This is a genomic window from Streptomyces alanosinicus, assembly GCF_014650595.1.
Taxonomy (GTDB): domain Bacteria; phylum Actinomycetota; class Actinomycetes; order Streptomycetales; family Streptomycetaceae; genus Streptomyces; species Streptomyces alanosinicus.
This window is the reverse complement of sequence record NZ_BMVG01000004.1, coordinates 115,390-138,179: the sequence shown is the minus strand read 5'-3', so window position 1 is coordinate 138,179 and position 22,790 is coordinate 115,390. Positions and strand designations below refer to the sequence as shown.

Sequence of the window (22,790 nt, the reverse complement as noted above, 5' to 3'; positions counted from 1 at the left end):
GTGGCAGTGCAGCAGTCTGCGGGTCCGGACCCGTATTTCCCGGACAACGGCGATTCCCGGTACCGGGTGCATCGCTATGAACTCATGCTGGACTACCGGCCCGGCCCCAACCGGCTGGCCGGCACCGCCCGGATCAACGCCATCGCGGGCAGGGTGCCGCTGACCGAGTTCATGCTCAATCTGGCCGACTTCCGGATCGGCCGGATCCGGGTGGACGGCCGGCAGCCGCACTACACGCACCGGGGCGGCAGGCTGCGGGTGAAGCCGGCCAAGCCGATCCGGGCCGGGGCCGCGTTCACCGTCGAGGTGCACTGGTCGGGCAATCCCAAGCCGGTGACCAGCCCCTGGGGCGGGATCGGCTGGGAGGAACTGTCGGACGGTGCGCTGGTGGCGAGCCAGCCGATCGGGGCGCCGTCCTGGTACCCGTGCAACGACCGGCCCGCGGACAAGGCGTCGTATCTGATATCGGTCACCACGCCGTCGGCGTACGCGGTGGTCTCGGGCGGGCGGCTGCTGACCCGGACGACGAAGGCGTCGACGACGACGTGGGTGTACGAGCAGTCCGCGCCCACCTCCAGTTATCTCGTCGGCCTCGCGATCGGCAAGTTCCAGACGGTGCTGCTGGGTGATCCCGGGCCGGGCGGGGTGCCGCAGCACGGGCATATCCCGGCGCATCTGCTGCCGGAGTTCTCCCGGGACTTCGCGCGGCAGCCCGCGATGATGGAGCTGTTCCAGGAGTTGTTCGGGCCGTACCCGTTCGAGGAGTACGCGGTCGCGGTGACCGAGGAGGAGCTGGATGTCCCGGTCGAGGCACAGGGGTTGTCGCTGTTCGGCGCCAACCATGTGGACGGCGCCCGGGGTTCGGAGCGGCTGGTGGCGCACGAGCTGGCGCACCAGTGGTTCGGCAACTGTGTGTCCATCGCCGACTGGCGGCACATCTGGCTGAACGAGGGTTTCGCCAAGTACGCGGAGTGGCTGTGGTCCGAGCGCTCGGGCGGCCGCAGCGCCCAGCAACTGGCCGCCGCGGCACACCGGTTGCTGGCCGGGCTGCCGCAGGATCTGCGGCTGGCGGATCCGGGACGCAGGTCGATGTTCGACGACCGGCTCTATGAGCGGGGCGGGCTGGCCGTGCACGCGGTGCGCTGTGCGCTGGGCGACGACGCGTTCTTCCGCATGCTGCGCGGCTGGGTGCGGTCGCACCGGAACGGGACGGTGACGACGGCGGCGTTCGTCGAGCATGTGACGCAGTTCGCCGACGAGTCGCCGGCCGCGCTGTTCGAGGCGTGGGTGTACGGGGCGCAGCTGCCGCCGCTGCCGACGCTCCAGGACGCACCCCGGACGTTCTTTCTGGGCCGGCGACGTTCTCCCGGACCGGAGACGTCCTTCTAGACGGGCTTCTTTCTAGACTGGAGGGGTGGCCCGGCCCAATGACGAGGTCCAGGCGCTCCTGCAGGAGTACGCGGACCTCGTCGCGATCACGGGAGGCGACGCCTTCAAGGCGCGCGCCTACGAGAAGGCCGCGCGTGCCATCGGCGGGTATCCGGCCGACATCGCCACGCTGGACGCGGCCGGCCTCAGGGAGATCCCGAACGTGGGGCGGTCGATCGCCGACAAGGTGACCGAGTATCTGCGTACGGGGAAGATGACGGTGGTAGAGGAGCGCCGGGCGAAGATCCCCGCCGGGGTCCGGGAGCTGATCGCCATTCCCGGGCTGGGCCCGAAGAAGGCGCTGCGGCTCTACGAGGATCTGCGCATCGCGTCGGTGAGCCAGCTGGCGGCGGCGATCGAGGCGGACGCGCTGGCCGATCTGAAGGGCTTCGGCGAGAAGACCCAGGAGAACATCCGGCACGGCATCGAGCTGCTGCGGCGGGCGGGCGGCCGGGTGCCGCTGTCCGTGGCCCTGGACACCGCCGAGGAGATCGTCGCCGAGCTGTCCCGGGTGACCGGCTGCCGGCGCTGCGCCTACGCGGGTTCGCTGCGCCGGATGCGGGAGACCGTCGGGGATCTGGATGTGCTGGTCGCGGCGCAGCGGTCGGACGCGTTCATGGCGGCGCTCAGCGAGCTGCCGGCCACCGCGGAGGTCATCGCGCGGGGCACGAAGAAGACGTCGGTGCGCACCGCGAAGGGGCTCCAGGTGGATCTGCGAGTGGTGCCGCCTCAGTCGTGGGGTGCCGCGATGCAGTACTTCACCGGGGCGAAGGCGCACAACATCCGTACCCGCACCATCGCCGTGCACCAGGGGCTGAAGCTCTCCGAGTACGGCCTGTTCGACACCGAGAGCGGTCGGTCGCTGGCCTCCCGCACCGAGGAGGAGGTCTATGCCCGGCTCGGGCTGCCGTGGATCGCGCCGACGCTGCGGGAGGACCGGGGCGAGATCGAGGCGGCCCTGCACGGCGAACTGCCCGAGGTGGTGACCGACAAGGACATCCGGGGTGACCTGCACACCCATACCGACCTCACCGACGGCCTCGCACCGCTGGAGGAGATGGTGGAGGCGGCCGCGCAGCGCGGGTACAGGTACTACGCGGTGACGGACCACGCGCCCGGTCTGTCCATGCAGCGCATGACCGACGAGAAGATCCTCGCCCAGCGCGAGCGGCTGCGGGAGCTGGACGGCACCCGGCGCAGGATGCGGTTGCTGCACGGCACGGAACTCAACATCGGCCCGGACGGCGAGGTGGACTGGCCGGCGGAGTTCCTGGCCGGCTTCGATCTGTGCGTGGCCTCCCTGCACTCGCACTTCGACCTGGGCCGGGCGGCGATGACCCGGCGGCTGGTGCGGGCCTGCGAGAACCCGTACGTCAGCATCCTCGGGCACCCGACGACCCGGCTGATCGGCAGGCGGCAGGGGGTCGACGCCGACTGGGACGCGGTGTTCGCGGCGTGCGCGCGCACCGGTACCGCGCTGGAGGTCAACGCCCAGCCGGACCGTCTCGACCTGGGCGACGAGGACATCCTGCGGGCCAGGGAGCACGGTGTGCGGTTCGCCGTGAACACCGACGCCCATGCCGTGCCGCACCTGGCGTATCTGCGCTACGGCGTCGGCATCGCGCAGCGCGGCTGGCTCACCCCGGACGACGTGATCAACACCTGGCCGCTGACCCGGCTGCGCCGGTTCCTGCGCAAGGGGCGATGAGGGGCGTCGCAGGTGAGGGATGTCACTCCCGGTCCATCCAGAGCGGCGAGGGGTCGTCCGTCTCGTTCGATCCCACGGCCTTCATGTCCCCGTCGGCGGCCCGCAGCAGGACCCGGCCCATGGCGATCAGGGCACGTCCGGCCGCGAGTTCGTCGCCGATCTCCGGTACATCGGGGTCGTACGGGCTGCGGCGGGCCTCGGCGCAGCTCTCCAGGACGTTGTCGCCGGTGTCGAGGACGATCCGGGCGGTGGTGTCCGGGTCGTGCTCGGAGAGGTACAGGTTCAGCCGCCACTCCTTGACGGCCGGAGGACGGCTGGTCGTGGGTCGGGTCATGATCCGTCACTCCTCACTGCGCTGCGCTGCTCTTCCACTGTGCATCCCGCGCGGGCCGGACGCCTCCCCTGGTGCGGGCAGAATGTGGGGCATGACCTCGCGCACCTGCCCCTGCGGACGCCCCGAGTCCTACGACGCCTGCTGCGGCCGCTTCCACACGGGACCGGGCGCCGCGCCGACCGCCGAGCTGCTGATGCGCTCGCGCTACAGCGCGTTCGTGACGGGGGACGCCGGATATCTCCTGCGGACCTGGCATCCGCGGACCAGGCCCGAGCGGCTGGACCTCGACCCGCGGATGCGGTGGACGGGGCTGGAGATCCTCGGCACCACGGACGGATCCGCCTTCCACACGGCGGGCACGGTGACCTTCCGCGCCTCCTACCGGGGCGGTTCACTGCATGAGCGCAGCCGCTTCGAGCGGGTGGACGGGGCGTGGGTGTACGTGGACGGCGACTTCCTCGACTGACGTTCGCCCGGTACGTCGCACACACCGGGTACGCCGCGTTGGCCGATCAGGGCGCCAGGATGTCCAGTTCCTGCAGGGCGCCCATGGTGATCTCCCTGGTCAGCTGTTCGGCGCGGCGCGCGTCGCCCTCGCGGACCGCCTCCGCGACCCGTACATGCAGGGTGACCGCGGCCGGGTCGGGGTCCTCGAACATGACCTCGTGATGGGTGCGGCCGGCCAGGACCTCGGCGACGACATCGCCGAGGCGGGCGAACATCTCGTTGCCGGAGGCGGTGAGGATGACACGGTGGAAGGCCACGTCGTGGGTCAGATAGTCCTCCAGCCTGTGGCCGCGTGAGTTGGCCACCATGCCGAGGGCGCACTCGGTGAGTTCGGCGCATTGCCCGGCCGTCGCGTGGGTGGCGGCGAGGCGGGCGGCGACCGGTTCGACCGCCGAGCGCAGCACGGTCAGCGAGCGCAGTTGCCGCGGGCGGTCGGCGCCCGCGAGGCGCCAGCGGATGACCTGCGGGTCGTAGACGTTCCACTCGGCCTCGGGGCGGACGGTGACGCCCACCCGGCGGCGGGACTCGACCAGGTGCATGGACTCCAGCACCCGGACCGCCTCGCGCATCACGGAGCGCGACACGGCGAAGTGCTGTGCGAGTTCGTCGGTGCGCAGCACGCTGCCCGGCGGGTACTCGCCCGCGGTGATCGCGGGGCCGAGGGTGTCCAGTACACGGCCGTGCAGCCCCCTGCCCGGTGTGGTCATGCACTCAGCGTACGGTGTGGATCACCGAGGGCAAAAGTCAGACTTATACATCACACTCTCTTGAATTAGTCGTACCTAATGGGTTTCAGTGTGGCGACGTCGATGTGGCGTCGGATGTCGAGGAAGACAGCGAGGCAGTCATGCGAACCCCCCAGGTCGTCGTCGTGATGGGCGTCGCGGGGACGGGCAAGACCACGATCGGTCCCCTGCTCGCCGCGCGGCTGGGCGTCCCGTACGCCGAGGGCGACGACTTCCACCCGCGGGCCAACATCGACAAGATGTCGGCCGGCGTCCCGCTCGACGACAGTGACCGCCGGCCGTGGCTGGACGCCATCGGTCAGTGGGCGCACGGGCGAGCCGGACTGGGCGGGGTGGTCAGCAGCTCGGCGCTGAAGCGGTCGTACCGCGACCGGCTCAGGGCGGCGGCTCCCGGAATCGTGTTCGTGCACCTCACGGGCGACCGGAAACTCATCGAGGACCGGATGACACAGCGGCGGGGGCACTTCATGCCGACCGCGCTGCTGGACTCCCAGCTCGCCACGCTCCAGCCCCTGGAGCCGGACGAGGCGGGAGTCGCCGTGGACATCAGCGGCGGCCCCGAGGAGATCGCCGAGCGCGCCGTGAAGGCACTTGAGGCGCTTCCCGACACCACCGAGTAGTACGCACTCCCCCTCCCCCTCGTCCCCGTACACCGCAAGGGAACCACCGTGACCAGACTCAGCGTCGAGATGCTGGCAGCGGACGCGCCTGCCCCGATCACCTCCGCCGGACACGCCCAGCTGGGCATCGCCGTCCTGGTGGGCATCGCCGTGATCGTCCTGCTCATCACGGAGTTCAAGCTCCATGCCTTCCTGGCGCTGACCGTCGGGTCACTGGCGCTCGGGGCGGCCGCCGGGGCACCGCTCGACAAGGCGATCACCAGCTTCACCACCGGGCTCGGCGCCACGGTGGCCGGCGTCGGCGTCCTGATCGCGCTCGGGGCGATCCTGGGCAAGCTGCTCGCCGACTCCGGCGGCGCGGACCAGATCGTCGACACGATCCTCGCCAAGGCAGGGGGTCGCGCGATGCCCTGGGCGATGGTGCTGATCGCCTCGGTGATCGGTCTGCCGCTGTTCTTCGAGGTCGGCATCGTGCTGCTGATCCCGGTCGTGCTGATGGTCGCCAGGCGCGGCAACTACTCCCTGATGCGCATCGGGATCCCGGCACTGGCCGGCCTGTCCGTGATGCACGGTCTGATCCCGCCGCACCCCGGCCCGCTGGTCGCGATCGACGCGGTCAGGGCCGACCTGGGCGTGACGCTGGCGCTCGGCATCCTGGTCGCCGTACCGACGGTGGTCATCGCCGGTCCGCTGTTCTCGAAGGTCGCCGCCCGCTGGGTGGACGTCCCGGCGCCCGACCGGATGCTGCCGCAGCGTGCCTCGGACGAGCTGGAGCAGCGTCCGGGCTTCGGGGCGACGCTCGCCACCGTGCTGCTGCCGGTGGTGCTGATGCTGGCCAAGGCGCTGGTGGACATCGTCGTCGACGACCCCGCCGACCGGATCCAGCGGGTCTTCGATGTGATCGGCTCCCCGCTGATCGCCCTGCTCGCCGCCGTGATCACCGGCTTCTTCACGCTGGGCCGGCCCGCCGGCTTCACCAAGGACCGGCTTCAGCGGACCGTCGAGAAGGGCCTGATGCCCATCGCCGGCATCCTGCTGATCGTCGGCGCGGGCGGTGGCTTCAAGCAGACGTTGATCGACTGCGGTGTGGGCCAGATGATCCTGGACGTCTCCAAGAGCTGGTCGATCCCGGCGCTGCTGCTGGCCTGGTTGATCGCGGTCGCGATCCGGCTGGCCACCGGCTCGGCGACGGTGGCGACGGTCTCGGCGGCGGGCCTGGTCGCACCGCTCGCGGCCGACATGTCGACCACCCACACCGCCCTGCTCGTCCTCGCCATCGGCGCCGGCTCGCTCTTCTTCAGCCATGTCAACGACGCCGGTTTCTGGCTGGTGAAGGAGTACTTCGGGCTGAGCGTCGGTCAGACCGTCAAGACCTGGTCGGCGATGGAGACGATCATCTCGGTGGTCGCCGGCGGCCTGGTCCTGCTGCTGTCCCTGGTCATATAGCCGCCGGTGACGGAGCTGCCGGTGCCCGTCCCCGGGCCCGTGCCGACCGTGATCAGGGACGCCACAGCGGGTGTTCCCGCTTCGCCCACTCCTGGCTCACCCGCCCCGTGCGCAGACCTCTTCGCGCCTCCGGGTCGCCGAGAGCCATCCCGATGTGGCCGGCCAGGACCACGCCGATGGTGAGGGCGAGCCAGTCGTGGACGAACGTCGCCGAGGTGCGCCACATCAGCGGGGTGAGGTGGGTGAACCACATCATCAGGCCGGTGCCGAGCATGACGAGCGTGGCGCCGGCGATCCAGGCGGCATAGACCTTCTGGCCGGCGTTGAACTTGCCGGCCGGGCGGGAGGAGCGGCGCTTGTCCCGGCTGACCGCCGCCCACAGCCAGGTCCGGTCGTGCGGGCCGAAGCGGTTGAGGAAGCGCAGGTCGGCGCGGAAGGCGCGGGAGGCGAGGCCCAGCAGGACGGGGACGGGCAGGGCGAGCCCGGCGCACTCGTGGACGCGGACGACCAGTTCCCGGCGACCGACCATGATCGCCAGCTGGGGGATGTAGAGGACGGCCGCCGTGGCCACGCAGAGGCCCATCAGCGCGGCCGTGGTGCGGTGCACCCAGCGTTCGGCCCGGCTGAAGCGGTGGACGCGGGCGGCCGGCGGGGCGGGGGTGTCAGCTTGTAGGGACATCGGTCCGTCCGTTCGACTTGCCGACCCAGGCGTCGACGTCGTAGCCGAGGTTCTCCCAGTAGCCGGGCTGGACCCGGTCGGTGACCGTGATCCCGGAGAGCCACTTGGCGGACTTGTAGAAGTACATGGGGGCGACATAGAGGCGGACCGGGCCGCCGTGGTCGTGGCCGATGTCCTTGTTCTGCATCCGCAGGGCCACCAGGATGTCCGGGCGGCGGGCCTGGTCGAGGGTGAGGCTCTCGCTGTAGGTGCCGTCGAAGCAGGTGAAGCGGATCGCCTTCGCGGTGTCGCGCACTCCGGCCGCGTCCAGCAGGCGGGACAGGCGTACGCCCTCGAAGGGGGTGCCGGGCACCCGCCAGCCGGTGACGCACTGGACGTCCTTGACCAGCCGGGTCTGCGGCAGGGCGCGCAGGTCGGCGAGGGTGTAGGTGCGCGGGTGGTCGACCAGGCCGTCGATCTTCAGCTGGTAGTCCGTGGCGTCCTTGTGCGGCACCGACGCGGCGACGGAGTAGTAGCGGAAGCCGCCGCCGTTGGGCAGCAGTCCGGTCAGGCCAGTGGGGTCGTTGCCGGCGACGGCGCCGAGGAAGCCCTCCAGGCCGCGTTGGAGCGTGGGCGCGGCGACGACGCCGAGCGCCCCCAGGCCGAGGGTGCCGAGGAAGACGCGGCGGCCGATGGGCCTGCCGTCGTGGTCCTCGGATTGTTCAGAGTTCACGCAATCAATTCGAGCACTCGGGGCCCCGTGGGGCCAGGGGATCCGGCCTTCCGTCAGACTTCCGTCATCACTTCCTACGCCGGTCTCGGACCTTCATGCGGATGCATACGGATGCGCGGGCCCGGCCGTTCAATGCCCGAGCGCGTGGGTGCGGGCCGCCCGGAAGGCCGCGCGGGGGTCGCGGTGCGCATAGCACCAGGGGGCCGGGGTGGTGTGCCGGCCGATGCGCTGGAACAGGGGCGCGGCCTCGGCCGGGCGCCCGGCGCAGTACAGGGCGAAGGCGAGGTGATTGAGGTCGATGTGGCGCCGGGGGTGTTCGTCGTGCTCCCACTCCAGCCACCAGTCGAAGCCGGCGCGCAGGATCCGCCGGGCCCGCGGGCCGGACCAGTGGCCGGAGGCGACGGGGTCGGCGGCGGCGAGGCCGGTGGCGGCGAGGACCCGGTAGCGCTCGGCGAAGGCGACGACCGGCAGCACGGCGAGAGGCGAGTCGGCCGGGGCCTCGGCGGCGGCCCGCTCGGCGAGGTCGTACACCTCGTGGTCCTCGGCCGCCCGGCCGCCGGCGGGCCGCTCGGCGAGGCGGGCGAGGAGCAGATGGTGGGCGTGGTGGTGTTCGGGGTGGCGGCGGCGCAGTTCGGCGAAGGCGCCGAGCACCTCGCGCTCCGGGCCGAGGGTGCGGGCGAGCAGCAGCAGGCCGAGCCAGGGGGTGGGGTCGGCGGGGGCGAGCGCGGCGGCGTCGGCGCAGGCCGCGCGGGCCAGGTCGGGTGCCTCCTTGCCGCGCAGCGCGCGCTGCACCTGGGCGAGGGCGTACAGCGCGGCGGCGTCGGCGGAGCCGGGTTCGGCCTGCAGCCAGTCACTCGCCCAGGCCGCGGCGTACGGCTCGCGGGCGAGCGCGGTGAGACGGTGGTCGCGGCGGTCCCAGTCGTCGCCCGTGTGCAGCAGCAGGGAGCGGGCGGCCTGCCGTCGGCCCTGGGCCAACGCGGCGCGCGCGGTGCGCAGTTCGCTGTCGTCGAGGGCGTCGTCGAAGGCGCCGGAGTCGTCCCGGGCGGTGCCGCCGGACCGGTCCGGGGCGGCAGGACGCGCGCCGAGCAGGGGTGTGAGTGGGGGCACCGCGGAACTTCCTGTTTCTCGGGCTGCCATCGACCGATCACGCACAGCAAACCCTCAGCCAAGGTTTGCGTCAAGCCGAACAAGGCTGATGCTGGGTTCAACTACCGTGCTCCATAGGGACTTTGGGGAACTCCGCGCAGGTGGACCGGCGCGGGAGCGGGGGTGCCCGACGGCCCTGTGTGGCGTACACCATGGCGCCGGGCGGCCGGGCCACGGAGCATGGCGGGTCAACTGCCCTGTTCCGCGTACTTCCGGGTCAATGTGGACCCGGGAGCGCTACAGTCGGCCACTACGCGCCCGTGGTCCGGCCGGATGATCGAGGTACGCAGCGTGTCCGTTCTGGTTCTCCTTCTCGCCGTGAGCGCGGCCTGCTGTCTGGGCTTCGGGTTCGTGCTCCAGCAGGACGCCGCGCAGCAGGCACCGCTCAGCGACTTCCTGTCCTTCCGGCTGCTGCTGGACCTGATGCGGGTGCCGCGCTGGCTGGGCGGGCTCGCGCTGATGGTGGCCGGCATGGTGCTCGGCGCGATCGCCCTAGGCAAGGGCGAGATCTCGCTGGTCGAGCCGCTGCTCGCGACCAATCTGCTGTTCGCGCTCGCCCTGTCCCGGTACCGGACCAAGCAGCCCCTGGGCCGCCAGGGCTGGGCGGGGCTGCTGCTGCTCGCGGGCGGGGTGAGCGCCTTCATCACGGCGGGCGAACCCCGCGCCGGGCACGCCGTATCCGATCCGCTGCGGCACTGGCTGATCATCGGCGCCATGGTCGGCGCGGCCCTGGTGCTCACGACGTACGGCAAGCGCTCCCGGCTGAGCTGGGGCCCGGTGCTGCTGGCCACCGCGGCCGGGCTGCTCTACGGCGTGCAGGACGCGCTGACCCGGGTGAGCGGCATCCGGTTCGCCGAGGGCGGCTTCACCGAGCTGTTCACCAGCTGGCAGCCCTACGGCGTGCTGGCGTGCGGGGTCACCGGGCTGGTCCTGGTGCAGAGCGCCTTCGAGACCGCCCCGCTGCGTATGTCGCTGCCGGCGCTCACCGCCGCCGAGCCGCTCGCCGGGATCCTGTGCGGCGTCGGTTTCCTCGGCGACCGGCTGCGCACCGACACCGGGGCGCTGGCCTGGGAGGCGGCCGGACTCGCGGCCGTGGTCGCGGGCATCGTGCTGCTCGGACTGCACCCGGCGATGCCGTGCGGCACGGCCGAGTCGGAGCCCACCGCCCGCGACCTCCAGCGCCGCTGAGCCGCCGGCCCCGGGCCGGAAGGTGCCCCTGCCCCGGAGGGCGGCCCTGCTTGGATGGGGGCATGAACCCTGCTGACGAGATCCTCGACGTCGTCGACGAGAACGACCAGGTCGTCGCCCAGTACCCGCGGGGCGAGGTGTACGCCCGCGGACTGCGCCACCGCTGCGTGTTCGTCCAGGCCCGGGACGCGGCCGGCCGGCTCTTCGTGCACCGGCGCACGGCCACCAAACTGGTCTTCCCGGCCCTGTACGACATGTTCGTCGGCGGGGTCGTCGGGGCGGGCGAGTCCTACGACGAGGCGGCGCTGCGGGAGGCCGAGGAGGAGCTGGGCGTGAGCGGCCTGCCCCAGCCGGAGTTCCGCTTCACGTTCCTGTACGACGACGGGGCCGGACGCAGCTGGTGGTCCGCGGTGTACGAGGTGCGCTGCGAGCTGCCCGTACAGCCCCAGGCGGAGGAGGTCCAGTGGCACGACTTCCTGTCCGAGGAGGAGGTCGAGCGGCGCCTCGGCACATGGGAGTGGGTGCCGGACGGGCTCGCGGCGTACCACCGGCTGAGGGCGTTCCGCGACGGCCGCTGAGGCGCCGTGACGTCCGGGGTACTCGTACGCCACGCGAGTGGTATGCACGGATATATACGATTTCACGCGTAGCCTTTCGGCCGTCAGACCCCCGTACCCCCCGAAGGTGAGCACCATGACCACGCTTCACCAGGAACACACCGCGCACGGCACACACAGCCACGGTCCCGGCTGCGGGCACGACGCCGTGCGGCACGGCGACCATCTGGACTACGCGCACGACGGGCATCTGCACCGCGAGCACGACGGCCACTGGGACGAGTGCGAGCCCGCCGGGCACACCGTCCACCAGGACCACGAGCATGTGCACTACGACGAGTGCGGACACGCCCAGGTGCGGCACGGCGACCACGTCGACTATCTGCACGACGGGCACCGGCACGCCGAGCACGACGGCCACTGGGACGACCACTGACCCCAGCGGGAACAGGGCCGGCGGCGCCCGGGGCGGCGCGGCGGGCAGCCGTCGGCCTATCGTGGCCCCGATCACGTTCGGCCTTGTGTCCGGCTTGCACACTGGACGGCATACCGACCGGTCGGCATCATGAACGGGTCCTGTTCACCCGTTCGTAGGAGTGCCGTATGAGCGTCGACCACCCGCCCGGACTCGACCTGGACCGGCTGCGCGCCCTGCTCGACCGCGAGCGCCCCGGTCTCGTCACCGGCCCGCTGACCGGCCGGCTGATCGAGGGCGGACGGTCGAACCTCACCTACGCGCTCTGCGACGGCACCTCGAAATGGGTCGTGCGGCGGCCCCCGCTCGGCCATGTCCTGGCCACCGCGCACGACATGAAGCGCGAGCACCGCGTGATCAGCGCCCTGCACCCGACCGGGGTGCCGGTCCCGCGCCCGGTGCTGCTGTGCGAGAACCCCGAGGCCGCCCAGGTGCTGGGGGCGCCGTTCTACGTCATGGAGTTCGTCGAGGGCACCCCGTACCGCACCGCGGAGCAGCTCGCCCCGCTGGGCGCCGAGCGCACCCGGAACGCGGTGCTGTCCCTGGTGGACACGCTGGTCGAGCTGCACGCGGTGGACCCCGCCGAGGTGGGCCTCGCGGACTTCGGACGCCCCGAGGGCTTCCTGGACCGGCAGCTGCGCCGCTGGGGCAAGCAGCTGGACGCCTCCCGCAACCGCGAGCTGGCCGGCATCGACGAGCTGCACGCGGCCCTGGGCCGGTCCCTGCCCGCCTCCCCCGCCCCGGCCGTCGTACACGGCGACTACCGGCTCGACAACGTCCTGATCGGGGAGGACGACGAGATCAAGGCGATCCTCGACTGGGAGATGTCCACCCTCGGGGACCCGCTGACCGACCTGGGCCTGCTGGTGATGTACAGCCGCCCGCTGGAGCTGCCCGACTCCCCCATCTCCACGACCGCCACGGCGGCCGGGCATCCCTCCCCCGAGGAGCTGATCGAGCGGTACGCCGCGCGCTCGGGGCGCGACGTGTCCGCCGTCTCCTGGTACACGGCGTTCGCCTGGTTCAAGCTCGCCGTGATCCTGGAGGGCATCCACTACCGCTACACGCAGGGCCAGACGGTCGGGCGCGGCTTCGACCGGATCGGCGAGCTCGTGCCCGTCTTCATCGACCACGGACTGACCACTCTTCAGGAAGGCTGACCGGACATGGACTTCGCGTTCGACGCGCGCACCGAGGAGCTGCGTACCAAGCTGCTCGCCTTCATGGACGAGTACGTCCACCCCGCCGAGCCGGTCGCCGAGGAGCAGCGGGCGCGGCTGGCCTCCCCGTGGGACACCCCGGCCGTGGTCGAGGAGCTGAAGGCCGAGGCGCGCCGGCAGGGCCTGTGGAATCTCTTCCTCCCCGACGGCGAGTACGGCGCCGGGCTGACCAACCTCCAGTACGCGCCGCTCGCCGAGATCACCGGCCGCTCCCCGCATCTCGCGCCCACCGCGACGAACTGCGCCGCGCCCGACACCGGCAACATGGAGGTGCTGGCGCAGTTCGGCAACGAGCAGCAGAAGAAGCAGTGGCTGGAGCCGCTGCTGGCCGGTGAGATCCGCTCGGCGTTCGCGATGACCGAGCCCGAGGTGGCCTCCTCGGACGCCACCAACATCACCACCCGCATCGAGCGGGACGGCGACGAGTACGTCATCACCGGCCGGAAGTGGTACATCTCCGGCGCGATGAACCCGGACTGCAGGATCTTCATCGTGATGGGCAAGACCGACCCGGACGGCGCCGACATCCGCCGCCAGCAGTCGATGGTCCTGGTGCCGCGCGACACACCGGGCGTCACCGTCAAGCGCGCCATGCAGGTCTTCGGTTACGAGGACCACTCGCACGGCGGCCACGCCGAGGTGATCTTCGACCACGCGCGCGTGCCGGTCACGAACCTCATCGGCGAGGAGGGCGGCGGCTTCGCCATCGCCCAGGCCCGGCTCGGCCCCGGCCGGATCCACCACTGCATGCGGCTGATCGGCATGGCCGAGCGGGCGATCGAGCTGATGTGCCGCCGGGCCGTGGACCGTACCGCCTTCGGCAAGGCGCTGGCCCAGCAGGGAGTGGTCCAGAACTGGATCGCCGACGCGCGGGTCACCGTCGAGCAGCTGCGGCTGCTGGTGCTGAAGACGGCCTGGCTGATGGACACCGTCGGCAACAAGGGCGCCCACACGGAGATCCAGGCCATCAAGATCGCGACCCCGCGCGCGGTGGTCGGCATCCTGGACCGGGCCATCCAGCTGTACGGCGCGGGCGGGGTGAGCCAGGACTTCCCGCTGGCCGAGCTGTACGCGAGCGCCCGGACCCTGATGCTGGCCGACGGGCCGGACGAGGTACACCAGCGGTCGCTGGCGCGACGGGAGCTGAAGAAGTACCTGTAAGGGACCATGCGTAAGGGGCGGCCCTCCGGAGGGCCGCCCCTTACACCGGCCGGGTCAGGGGCGCAGCGCCCGCAGCAGCAGGTCGGCGAGGTGGTCGGCGACCTGCTGCGGGGTGAGCGGGCCGTCGGGGCGGTACCAGGTCGACAGATGGTGCACGGAGCCGAAGTGGTAGTCCACCACCAGATCGGCCGGGGTGGCCGTGGAGAACACGCCCTCCTGCTGGCCCTCCTCGATCAGCGCGCGGAACTGTTCGTGATAGCGCCGGCGCTCGGCGCGGACCTGCTTGTTCTTCTCCGGGCTCAGATGGTGCATCGAGCGGAAGAAGATCATCGCGTCGTCGAGGTTCTCGATCGTCGTGACGACGACGTCCGCCGCCGCGCCCCGCAGCCGCTGCTCGACCGGCGCGTCCATGGTGGAGAAGTGGTCGAGCCGCTCCTGCTGGACGCGCAGCACACGCGCGTACACCTCGTGCAGGAGGTCGTCCTTGGAGCCGAAGTAGTGGTACAGCGCCCCCTTGGTGACACCCGCCGCCTCCACGATCTCCTGCACGGAGGTGCGGTCGTACCCCTGCTCGGCGAAGAGCCGGGTGGCGGCGGCCAGCAGCCGCTGCGGAACGGGTGCCCCGTCCCCCTCCGTCGTCCTGGCCACTGCCGCCACCTGCCTTTCCGTGATGCTTATCGAGCGTCCTGCACGCGGGAACGCAGTTCCCGACGGAGGATCTTGCCACTCGCCGTCTTGGGCAGTTCGGGCAGGATCTCCACCTGGCGCGGGTATTTGTAGGCCGCCAGTCTCTCCTTGCAGTGGACCGCGAGGTCGTCGGGGGCCGCCTCGGCACCCGGACGCAGACTGACATACGCCTTCACCGTCTCGCCGCGATAGCCGTCGGGGACCCCCACGACAGCCGCCTCGCGCACCGCCGGGTGGGTGTACAGCACGTCCTCGACCTCGCGCGGCCACACCTTGAAGCCGGACGCGTTGATCATGTCCTTCTTGCGGTCGACGACATACAGCCAGCCCTGTGCGTCCATGAAGCCGATGTCGCCGGTGCGCAGCTCCCCCTCGGGGAAGGTCTCGGCGGTGGCGTCGGGGCGCCGCCAGTAGCCGGGCACGACCTGCGGGCCGCTGACGACGATCTCGCCCTGCTCCCCGAAGGGCACCTCCGCGCCCTCGTCGTCCACGATGCGCACGATCGCGCCACGGACCGGCACCCCGACGGCCAGCGTCCCGGAGACGGGGTCGACGGGCGCCTCCCAGCCCGGCGGTACGGAGGCGCAGGGCGCGCTGCACTCGGTGAGTCCGTATCCGTTGTGGATGTACGGCCCGAAGTCGTCCCGGAACTTGAGCACGAGGGCGGGCGGCAGGGGCGCGCCGCCCGAGAAGATGATCTGGAACGAGGAGAAGTGGTCGCGGGTGACCGCCGGATGCGCGGCCAGCGCCATGAAGGCGGTCGACGGGCCGACCGTGTAGACCGGCCGGTGCTCGGCGAACGCGTCGAGGACCACGCCCGCCTCGAAGCGATAGGCGAGCACGAGCGTGCCGGCGCTGTTGAGACACGCGGCGAACTGGCAGACCATGCCGGTGATGTGGAACATGGGTGCCATCGCGAAGTAGCCGGGCGCCTCGGGCAGACCGAGCCCGGTGCACTGCTGTTCGGCGTTGTGCATGATGTTGCCGTGCGTGTTGGTGGCCCCCTTGGGGGTGCCGCTGGTGCCCGAGGTGTAGCTGATCAGGGCGACGTCGGAGGCGACCGGCTCGCGGCCTTCGGGAGCCAGGTGCCCCGCCCGGGCGACGGCGACCAGGTCGTCCGCGTCGGTGGCCCCGGGCAGGCGCTCGAAGCTGAGCACGCGCGCGTCGTTGCGCGTCTGGAAGTCCAGCTCGCAGGCCGTGAGAGCGATCCGCACAGGTGAGTCGGCCGCCGTCTCGCGCAGATACGACTCCCAGGCGCGGTCGGCACAGATCAGTGCGGCCACCTCGGCGTCCCGCAGCACATGACGGACCTCCGCCGACTTGTACATCGGATTCACCGGGACGACCGTGGCGCCCGCCTTCCACGCGCCGAGCGCGGCGAGTACGAAGTGCGGTGAGTTCTGCAACAGGACGGCGACCCGGTCTCCGCGTGCCACACCCCGGGCGGCCAGGTGACCGGCGATGGAGTCGCTCAGCTCGTCGACCTCGCGATAGCTCAGGCGGGCGTCGAAGTAGGCGATGAACGTGCGGTCCGGGGAGTCGGCGACCGCCCGGCGCAGGGCATGCACGGGCGAGGCGAGGGGGCTGACGGGCGTGCGCTGGGAGTCGCTGAACAGGGCCAGCCACGGCTGCGCCGCGTACCGGGAGCCGGTCACTTGCCCTCCTCCCACGTGCGCTGGATGTGGTTCATGCCGCTCAGCCAGCGGTCCGGTCCGGCGGCCCGTGCCTGGTAGTACTCGGCCACCTCAGGATGCGGCAGGATCAGGAAGCGGTCCTCCTCGATGCCCCGGAACAGGGCGTCGGCGACATCCTCCGGTTCGATCGCGGTCGACTGGAGCACCAGGTCACCGGCGCTGCCGGTCGCGGCCAGCATGTCCGTGCGCACGCCCTGCGGACAGATCGCGTGCACCTTCAGCCCCCGGTGGCGGTACGTCAGCGACAGCCACTCGGCGAAGGCGTGGGCGCCGTGCTTGGTGACGCTGTAGGAGGGGGCGCCGATCATGGTGAGCAGCCCGGCGGCCGACACGGTGGCCACGAACCGCCCGGCGCCGCGCTCCAGCCAGTCCGGGAGCAGCTCATGGGCGGCACGGACATGGGCCATGACATTGACGTCCCACGACAGCGCCCAGGACTTCTCGTCGAGCGGCCCGTCCGCGCCCGTGTCCTCGAAGGCGACACCGGCGTTCGCGCAGTAGACGTCGACGGTGCCGCCGAGCGCGTCGCGGGCGTCGCCGACGATCGCGGAGGCGTCACCCGGCACGGCGATCCCGCCGATCTCCTCGGCCACCGCCTTCGCCTTGCCCGCGTCCAGGTCGTTGACGACGACCCGCGCCCCTTCGGCGGCGAACCGCCGGGCCAGCGCGGCCCCGATCCCCCCGCCCGCCCCCGTGACCACCACTCCCGCATCCTGCACGGCTTCCACCATCGGTCCCCTTCGACACGACTTCGCACGGCGCGCACCGGCCCTGATCCGGCCCAGACTAACCAGTCGGTATGTGTAAAAGGAAGGGTGCCTGCACCAACCTAAGGGGCGCGAGGAACTGCGCGAGCAACCACATACGGCGTGCACGTCCCACACGACGGAGGCCACCCCATGCACCTGTCCCGACGCAACCTGCTCGCATCGGCCACGATGGCAGCCCTGCCGGCCCCGCACCGACACGACGAACCCCTGCAGACCGGGTTCGAAAGACTCGCAGCCGACGGATACTCCGCACTGCGCGGCCGGCGCACCGGCATCGTCACCAACCCGACCGGCGTCACCCGCGACGTCCAGCACATCGTCGACGTCATGCACCGCGACACCCGCGTCAGGCTGACGGCGGTCTTCGGTCCCGAGCACGGCTTCCGCGGCACCGCGCAGGCCGGCGGTTCCGAGGGCCGCTCCACCGACCCGGCGACCGGGCTGCCGGTGTACGACACCTACCTCAAGAGCGGCAAGGCCCTCGCCGACGTGTTCACCGCCTCCGGCGTCGACACGGTCGTCTTCGACATCCAGGACGTCGGCGCCCGCTTCTACACCTACATCTGGACGCTCTACGACTGCATGGAGGCCGCACAGCTCGCGGGCAAGCGGTTCGTCGTCCTCGACCGGCCCAACCCGGTCACCGGCCGCGAGGCCCAAGGGCCGGTCCTGCACAAGGAGTTCGCCTCGTTCGTGGGCCGGCAGCCGATCGCGCAGGCGCACGGGATGACGGCCGCGGAGCTGGCGCGGCTGTTCAACGGGGAGTTCCTGGGCAGCCCCGTACCGCTGGAGACCGTGCCGATGACGGGCTGGCAGCGCGATCGGTTCTATGACGCCTCAGGGCTTCCGTGGGTGCCGCCGAGCCCGAACATGCCGACCCTCGACACGGCCCTCGTCTACTCCGGCACCTGTCTGTTCGAGGGCACCAACGTCTCGGAGGGCCGGGGCACGACCCGCCCCTTCGAACTGCTCGGCGCGGAGGGCGTCGACGGCCGCTGGGCCGCCGCCGCGAACGCGCTCGCGCTGCCCGGAGTGCGGTTCAGGGAGGCGTACTTCGCGCCCACGTTCTCCAAGTTCGAGGGCAGGACGGTCGGCGGGGTGCAGATCCATGTGCACGACCGGGCCGCCTACGACCCCGTACGCACCGGAATCGCGCTGCTGGTGACGGCGAAGAAGGTCTGGAAGGGGTTCGCGTGGCGGTCGGACGACTGGATCGACAGGCTCACCGGCTCCGCACGGGTGCGCACCATGATCGACGCGGGGGCGGGCACCGACGAGGTGACCGGCGCCTGGCAGCAGGAGCTGGCCGCGTTCCGCCGGGTTCGAAAGGAATATCTCCTCTACCCGTGAGGCACGGCGTATGGCCAACCACGCCCCGGAGCAGGACGATGCGGGCCCAACGCATCGTTTGGGGGGACGAGGGAGCCTGGCATGGCGGATCCTGGGATGAGCGTCACTCCTTACTGGGAGCTGACCTTCGACGCGGACGGGGATGTGGACGGTCCCGAACGCGACCGGTTGATGGCACAGGTCACGGAGCACGGCGTGCGCGACCTGATCGTCTTCGCGCACGGCTGGAACAGCGACCGCTCGGGCGCGACCGCGCTGTACCGCGGCTTCTTCGCGCCGATCCCGGACCTCGCCCCGAAGGCCCGCGTCGGCTATGTGGGGGTGATCTGGCCGTCGATGCGGTTCAGCGACGAGCCGATCCCCGACTTCCCCAGGTCGGTGGCGGCCGCCGCGCCCGCGACGGCGGGGCTGGACGCGGACACCCGGCAGGCACTGGTCGCGGTCTTCCCGGACCGGGCGGACCTGATCGGCCGGCTCGCCGGGATGCTGGACGAACGGCCGGGCGGCGCCCAGGGACTGACGGAGTTCGGGCGGCTGGTGCGGCAGCTGATCGACACCGAGCCGCATCCCGGCGTGGCCGACACGGAGGAGGAGGGCGAGCCGTTGGTGTTCACCCAGGATCCGGCGGCCGCGTGCGAGGAGTTCGCCGGGGCGCTCGCGGCCGTGCGGTCCGCGGGCGCGCCGGCGCCGGCGTTCAGCATCCCGAATCCGTGGGAGGGCGCCAAGGAACTGCTGCGGCAGGCGACGTACTACACGATGAAACGGCGGGCCGGGACGGTCGGCGAGCGGGGGCTCGGGCCGGTGCTCGGCGCGCTGGCCGGTGCGGCGCCCGGGGTGCGGGTGCATCTGGCGGGGCACAGCTTCGGCGGCCGGCTGGTGTCGTTCGGCCTGCGCGGGCTGCCCGACGGGGTGCGTTCGGTGAAGTCGGTGACCCTCCTGCAGGGCGCCTTCTCGCACTACGCGTTCGCGGGGCGGGTGCCGCAGGCCCCGGACAGGTCGGGGGCGCTCAAGGACCGGCAGGGGCGGATCGACGGGCCGCTGGTGTGCTGCTACTCGCACTTCGACACGGCGCTCGGCACGTTCTATCCGCTGGCCTCCCGGCTCGCCGGGGACGACCGCTCGTGCGTGGGCAGCGAGATCGCGGCCGTGCTGGGACCGGAGTGGGGCGCCCTGGGGCACGACGGGGTGCAGGCGGTGCCGGGGACCGCCCGGCTGGATCTGGCGGCGGCCCTGACCGGACCGCTGCCCGCGTCGGGCTGCGTGAACGTCGACGCGGCGGCCGTGGTCCGGCGCGGCGGACCGCCGACCGGGGCGCACAGCGACATCGTGCACCCCGAACTGGCGCGCCTGGTACTGGCGGCGGGCCGCATCGGCTGACCCGCCGCCCGTACCTCGCCGTCACCGTCTCGCGGGTCGCCTCATCGGTGTGCGGTGTACTCGACCACCTGCTGGAAGGTCGGCCGGTTCTGCCAGCTGATGTTGGAGTGCTTGATGCCGCCCAGGGTGCGCTGGACGATCGAGTCGGCGCACCACTGGTCGCCCGCCGAGCACAGGGAGTCCCCGGGGTAGACCGTCGACGCGCCGGTGCCGGCCGCCGTCTTCAGCGTGCTGATCAGGAGGTCCCGGCAGGAGCTGAGGCTGCCGCCGCCGCAGTACTTCTCGGCGAGAGCGCCCTGCACGTTCTCGCCGAGCACCGCCCGGATGTCCTTGTCGACATAGCTCCACCAGCCGTACTGGAAGGAGCTGCCGGCGTGCGAGCCGGTCGGGCCGTGTCCGGCGGACGGTGCCTCGTCGATCGACAGGTTGCCGGTGAGATCGGTGTACAGGTCGCTGCCGAGGCCCGGTTCGAACTCGGCCTTGACCAGCAGCGGCCACCAGGCGTCCAGGATGCGGATCGCGTCGGCGTCGGCGTAGGTCTTCGAACCGGCGGACGTCTCCGTGCGCCCCGCGCCCGCGCCGATCCAGGCCTGGAGCTTCTTCACCGCGTCGGCGGCCGTGGAGTCGGTCACCGGCGAGGAGTTGATCACCTTGAGCAGCTTCGGCAGCACGTCCTCGGCGCGCAGATCGGCGAGGGCGGCGTCCGCCATGGCCTTGACCAGCTGGGTCCGGGTGACCCCGCCGGCCGCGGCCAGCTTCTTCACCCGGTCCTCCAGCAGATTGCCGCGGTGCACCGAGCCGTCGCCCCAGGACGCGGTCGTGTAGTCCTTGGCCTGCTTGTTGTTCCAGGAGACGTAGTAGTCCTGGTCGACGGAGTTGGGGTGGGCGGAGGCCGGGGTGTAGGCGGCCGTGTTGGTGTCCGGGTTCCAGTTCTGCCACTCGTACGCGGACTGCGCCCAGACCGGGAACTCGGAGTCGACGCCGGCCGCCCGGACCGGGTTGTCACCGCTGTTGTAGTACGCGGTGTGCTGGGAGTCGGCGTAGAACCAGTTGAAGGTGTAGTTGATGTGCTGGGCCGCGCTCTGGAAGTCCTTCGGGCCCTTGACGTAGCCGGGGTCGTTCAGCATCTGGAAGCCGATGATCGAGTCGGCCTCGTGCAGATACGAGGAGCGCAGCGTGGTGTAGGCGACCTTCTTGCCGCCCACGGTCGCGCGGTACTCCACCGGCCCGTACTTCGTGCGCCACACCCGCATGGTGTACGACCCCGCCGGGGTGCTGTCGGCCGTGGTCGGCGACCAGGCGTTCTTCTGCTCGACCTTGTCCATGGCCGTGCAGCTGCCGTGGTACAGGTAGTGGTAGTCGTCCTGGCACAGCTCGACGGCGTAAGTGTCGATGATGTCCTGGCCCGAGGTGGTCGCGGACCACGAGTAGTCCTGGCCGCGGCCCAGTTCGACGTACATGCTCAGGCCCGCGAAGGAGGCGCCGCGCGCGCTGATGCCCGGACCCTGGATCTCCTGGAGCATGAGCAGCTGCGGGGCGAAGTACCCGGTCTGCGGCCCGAAGACGGCGATCGGATGCCCGCTCGCGGTGTGCTCGCCGCTCACGACAAGGGCGTTGGACATCCCTCGGTGGGCCGAGCCGAGCGTGGTTCTCGCGGCCGAGGCGGAGGTGTTCCTGGCGGCCGCGGTCCCCGCGCTGCCCGTGCGGTCGTAGACGAGCGGCTCCTGGGCGACCGTGCCGGGGTCGGGCAGGGCCTCGCCCTTGGCGTCGGCGGGCTTGGTGCCGTAGGGGAAGCTCTGGCCGTCGTGGACGGTCAGGACCGCCTCGGGGTCGTTGCGCTCGCGGAAGGACTCCCAGACCTTGGTGCCCTCCTCGACCCCGTACTTGTCCTGGGCGGCCAGCAGGGAGACCGCGTTGTCGACCTCGCCGCCGCCCCCGGAGCCGAACAGCGAGCCGATGACGGAGGCCAGCGCGACCAGGTCGGTGATCTTGAAGTGGTCGATGGTGCCGGCGTTGGTGATCGGGTCCTTGTGACCGGTCAGGTCGTACTCGCCGGGGAAGTAACGGCCGCTGTCGGAGGCGTCGATATAGGCGTTGACGCCGGCGAGGTAGGCGTTGGCGTCGGCCAGGGCCTGCTGGCCGCGGGCGCCGTTGTTCGCCACCGCGTTGTCGATCTGCGCCTGCAGATCGGCCTCGGTGTACGGCGCGTTGCGGTAGAACTCCTGCTCCAGGCCCTGGTTGGCGGCGGCGCCGCCGGCGAAGGAGGTCAGCTGACCGCGGCCGACGTGCCGGAAGACGTCCATCAGCCACAGCCGGTCCTCGGCCGCGGCGTACCCGGCGCCGTACTCGGTGCCGTAGCGGGTGGTGCCCGTGATGTGCGGCACGCCGGTCTTCTTGTCGCGGACGATCGTCACATCGCTGCGCCCGCTGGGCTTCTCGGTGGAGGCGACCTGGTCGGACGGGACGCCGAACGAGGCGTCGTTGAAGAAATTGTTGATCGTCGAATCGGTAAGTCCGGAATGTCCGGTGGCGAGGTTGGCGTACGGCCCGAGCTGGTCCTCGGCGTGTGAGGGCTGGGTGCCGAAGGCCTGGTCGAGCAGGATCTGCGCGAGGGTCGCGTTGCCGTTCTCGCCGGGCGGCAGGATGTCCGAGCACTGTCCGCCGCAGTAGTCGTTCGAGGTGGCGGCCTCGGCGGCGGCCGCCTGCTGGGTGAGCGGGGAGAGAAGTCCGCCGACGAGAACGCATATCGAGGCGGTCTTCAGGAACCCGGTGAAGCGGCGGGACGTTCTCAGTCTGTCAAAGGCGGTACGTGGGGTTCGCCGTGGCATGGCAGCTCCTAGCGACAGGGGTGGCCGAACGTTACCGCCGGTATCCCCAGCTTTAAAGATGAACATGCGTCACTTTCTGGAGTCAGCAAGCAGAACCATGAGATGAGATGGAGCCGAATCGCCTGTCGATACGTCTATTCGGCGACGTCCGTGCGAC

At 71.3% G+C, this 22,790-nt stretch carries 21 protein-coding genes; 12 read left to right on the top strand and 9 right to left on the bottom strand.

Features of this window, described 5'->3' with window-relative positions:
• Positions 1-1,389 (top strand): M1 family metallopeptidase, encoded by a 1,389-nt coding sequence (locus tag IE277_RS11420; protein ID WP_189951213.1) that lies wholly within the window; start codon positions 1-3, stop codon positions 1,387-1,389.
• Positions 1,390-1,414: 25 nt separating this feature from the next.
• On the top strand, positions 1,415-3,136 hold the full coding sequence (gene polX, locus IE277_RS11415; RefSeq protein WP_189951212.1) for a DNA polymerase/3'-5' exonuclease PolX: 1,722 nt from the start codon (positions 1,415-1,417) through the stop codon (positions 3,134-3,136).
• Between the two features lie 22 nt (positions 3,137-3,158).
• Here polX and IE277_RS11410 read toward each other — a convergent pair whose 3' ends face one another.
• Positions 3,159-3,470: a dsRBD fold-containing protein gene (locus tag IE277_RS11410; RefSeq protein WP_189951209.1), complete on the bottom strand. Its 312-nt coding sequence runs from the start codon at positions 3,468-3,470 to the stop codon at positions 3,159-3,161.
• Between the two features lie 91 nt (positions 3,471-3,561).
• Here IE277_RS11410 and IE277_RS11405 point away from each other — a divergent pair, with 91 nt between their 5' ends.
• Entirely contained in the window at positions 3,562-3,936 is a 375-nt protein-coding gene (locus IE277_RS11405; RefSeq protein WP_189951208.1) for a YchJ family protein, read from the top strand.
• Positions 3,937-3,982: 46 nt separating this feature from the next.
• Here the strand turns inward: IE277_RS11405 and IE277_RS11400 are convergent, their stop codons facing one another.
• Positions 3,983-4,684, bottom strand: coding sequence for a FadR/GntR family transcriptional regulator (locus IE277_RS11400; protein ID WP_189951205.1), 702 nt, complete (start codon positions 4,682-4,684; stop codon positions 3,983-3,985).
• 140 nt (positions 4,685-4,824) lie between these two features.
• Between IE277_RS11400 and IE277_RS11395 the strand changes: the two genes are divergently transcribed.
• Positions 4,825-5,343: a gluconokinase gene (locus IE277_RS11395; protein ID WP_189951203.1), complete on the top strand. Its 519-nt coding sequence runs from the start codon at positions 4,825-4,827 to the stop codon at positions 5,341-5,343.
• Between the two features lie 48 nt (positions 5,344-5,391).
• The gene (locus IE277_RS11390) at positions 5,392-6,789 is read left to right on the top strand and encodes a GntT/GntP/DsdX family permease (protein ID WP_189951201.1); all 1,398 of its coding nucleotides are present in this window, start codon (positions 5,392-5,394) and stop codon (positions 6,787-6,789) included.
• A 52-nt stretch (positions 6,790-6,841) separates the two neighbouring features.
• On the opposite strand, the gene IE277_RS11385 is transcribed toward IE277_RS11390, so the two are convergent.
• The 3 genes from IE277_RS11385 to IE277_RS11375 all read right to left on the bottom strand — a co-directional run bounded on the left by IE277_RS11385 (position 6,842) and on the right by IE277_RS11375 (position 9,287).
• Entirely contained in the window at positions 6,842-7,468 is a 627-nt protein-coding gene (locus IE277_RS11385; RefSeq protein WP_189951198.1) for a cytochrome b/b6 domain-containing protein, read from the bottom strand.
• The gene (locus tag IE277_RS11380; RefSeq protein WP_189951196.1) at positions 7,452-8,180 is read right to left on the bottom strand and encodes a molybdopterin-dependent oxidoreductase; all 729 of its coding nucleotides are present in this window, start codon (positions 8,178-8,180) and stop codon (positions 7,452-7,454) included. Before IE277_RS11380 ends, IE277_RS11385 begins: the two co-directional genes overlap by 17 nt.
• Before the next feature lie 129 nt (positions 8,181-8,309).
• Positions 8,310-9,287, bottom strand: a complete 978-nt coding sequence (locus IE277_RS11375) for a hypothetical protein (protein WP_189951194.1) — start codon at positions 9,285-9,287, stop codon at positions 8,310-8,312.
• 330 nt (positions 9,288-9,617) lie between these two features.
• Between IE277_RS11375 and IE277_RS11370 the strand changes: the two genes are divergently transcribed.
• The 5 genes from IE277_RS11370 to IE277_RS11350 all read left to right on the top strand — a co-directional run bounded on the left by IE277_RS11370 (position 9,618) and on the right by IE277_RS11350 (position 13,927).
• Positions 9,618-10,514 (top strand): DMT family transporter, encoded by an 897-nt coding sequence (locus tag IE277_RS11370; protein WP_189951192.1) that lies wholly within the window; start codon positions 9,618-9,620, stop codon positions 10,512-10,514.
• 62 nt (positions 10,515-10,576) lie between these two features.
• Positions 10,577-11,092, top strand: a complete 516-nt coding sequence (locus tag IE277_RS11365) for an NUDIX domain-containing protein (protein ID WP_189951190.1) — start codon at positions 10,577-10,579, stop codon at positions 11,090-11,092.
• A 115-nt stretch (positions 11,093-11,207) separates the two neighbouring features.
• Positions 11,208-11,507, top strand: a complete 300-nt coding sequence (locus IE277_RS11360) for a hypothetical protein (RefSeq protein ID WP_189951188.1) — start codon at positions 11,208-11,210, stop codon at positions 11,505-11,507.
• Between the two features lie 167 nt (positions 11,508-11,674).
• Positions 11,675-12,706, top strand: a complete 1,032-nt coding sequence (locus tag IE277_RS11355; protein WP_189951186.1) for a phosphotransferase family protein — start codon at positions 11,675-11,677, stop codon at positions 12,704-12,706.
• Between the two features lie 6 nt (positions 12,707-12,712).
• A complete protein-coding gene (locus IE277_RS11350) occupies positions 12,713-13,927 on the top strand; it encodes an acyl-CoA dehydrogenase (protein ID WP_189951184.1) in 1,215 nt (404 codons plus the stop codon).
• Positions 13,928-13,981: 54 nt separating this feature from the next.
• Here IE277_RS11350 and IE277_RS11345 read toward each other — a convergent pair whose 3' ends face one another.
• From IE277_RS11345 to IE277_RS11335, 3 genes are read right to left on the bottom strand one after another with little or no spacing between them, the layout of a single operon-like run.
• Entirely contained in the window at positions 13,982-14,575 is a 594-nt protein-coding gene (locus IE277_RS11345) for a TetR/AcrR family transcriptional regulator (RefSeq protein WP_189951182.1), read from the bottom strand.
• A 26-nt stretch (positions 14,576-14,601) separates the two neighbouring features.
• Positions 14,602-16,269 (bottom strand): class I adenylate-forming enzyme family protein, encoded by a 1,668-nt coding sequence (locus IE277_RS11340; protein WP_189951180.1) that lies wholly within the window; start codon positions 16,267-16,269, stop codon positions 14,602-14,604.
• Entirely contained in the window at positions 16,266-17,039 is a 774-nt protein-coding gene (locus IE277_RS11335) for an SDR family oxidoreductase (protein ID WP_189951177.1), read from the bottom strand. The genes IE277_RS11340 and IE277_RS11335 overlap by 4 nt, the downstream gene beginning before the upstream one ends.
• A gap of 168 nt (positions 17,040-17,207) precedes the next feature.
• On the opposite strand from IE277_RS11335, the gene IE277_RS11330 reads away from it, so the two are divergent.
• Positions 17,208-18,428: an exo-beta-N-acetylmuramidase NamZ family protein gene (locus IE277_RS11330; protein WP_189951175.1), complete on the top strand. Its 1,221-nt coding sequence runs from the start codon at positions 17,208-17,210 to the stop codon at positions 18,426-18,428.
• Positions 18,429-18,509: 81 nt separating this feature from the next.
• Positions 18,510-19,805: a serine-threonine protein kinase gene (locus IE277_RS11325; protein WP_189951173.1), complete on the top strand. Its 1,296-nt coding sequence runs from the start codon at positions 18,510-18,512 to the stop codon at positions 19,803-19,805.
• A 41-nt stretch (positions 19,806-19,846) separates the two neighbouring features.
• On the opposite strand, the gene IE277_RS11320 is transcribed toward IE277_RS11325, so the two are convergent.
• On the bottom strand, positions 19,847-22,633 hold the full coding sequence (locus tag IE277_RS11320; protein WP_189951171.1) for a penicillin acylase family protein: 2,787 nt from the start codon (positions 22,631-22,633) through the stop codon (positions 19,847-19,849).
• Positions 22,634-22,790 lie beyond the last annotated feature (157 nt).

Bases quoted from the DNA above. Each gene is read 5' to 3' on its own strand.
- IE277_RS11410 (WP_189951209.1), bottom strand. From the start codon at position 3,470: ATGACCCGACCCACGACCAGCCGTCCTCCGGCCGTCAAGGAGTGGCGG.
- IE277_RS11405 (WP_189951208.1), top strand. From the start codon at position 3,562: ATGACCTCGCGCACCTGCCCCTGCGGACGCCCCGAGTCCTACGACGCC.
- IE277_RS11400 (WP_189951205.1), bottom strand. From the start codon at position 4,684: ATGACCACACCGGGCAGGGGGCTGCACGGCCGTGTACTGGACACCCTC.
- IE277_RS11395 (WP_189951203.1), top strand. From the start codon at position 4,825: ATGCGAACCCCCCAGGTCGTCGTCGTGATGGGCGTCGCGGGGACGGGC.
- IE277_RS11385 (WP_189951198.1), bottom strand. From the start codon at position 7,468: ATGTCCCTACAAGCTGACACCCCCGCCCCGCCGGCCGCCCGCGTCCAC.
- IE277_RS11365 (WP_189951190.1), top strand. From the start codon at position 10,577: ATGAACCCTGCTGACGAGATCCTCGACGTCGTCGACGAGAACGACCAG.
- IE277_RS11360 (WP_189951188.1), top strand. From the start codon at position 11,208: ATGACCACGCTTCACCAGGAACACACCGCGCACGGCACACACAGCCAC.
- IE277_RS11355 (WP_189951186.1), top strand. From the start codon at position 11,675: ATGAGCGTCGACCACCCGCCCGGACTCGACCTGGACCGGCTGCGCGCC.
- IE277_RS11350 (WP_189951184.1), top strand. From the start codon at position 12,713: ATGGACTTCGCGTTCGACGCGCGCACCGAGGAGCTGCGTACCAAGCTG.
- IE277_RS11335 (WP_189951177.1), bottom strand. From the start codon at position 17,039: ATGGTGGAAGCCGTGCAGGATGCGGGAGTGGTGGTCACGGGGGCGGGC.
- IE277_RS11330 (WP_189951175.1), top strand. From the start codon at position 17,208: ATGCACCTGTCCCGACGCAACCTGCTCGCATCGGCCACGATGGCAGCC.
- IE277_RS11325 (WP_189951173.1), top strand. From the start codon at position 18,510: ATGGCGGATCCTGGGATGAGCGTCACTCCTTACTGGGAGCTGACCTTC.
- IE277_RS11320 (WP_189951171.1), bottom strand. From the start codon at position 22,633: ATGCCACGGCGAACCCCACGTACCGCCTTTGACAGACTGAGAACGTCC.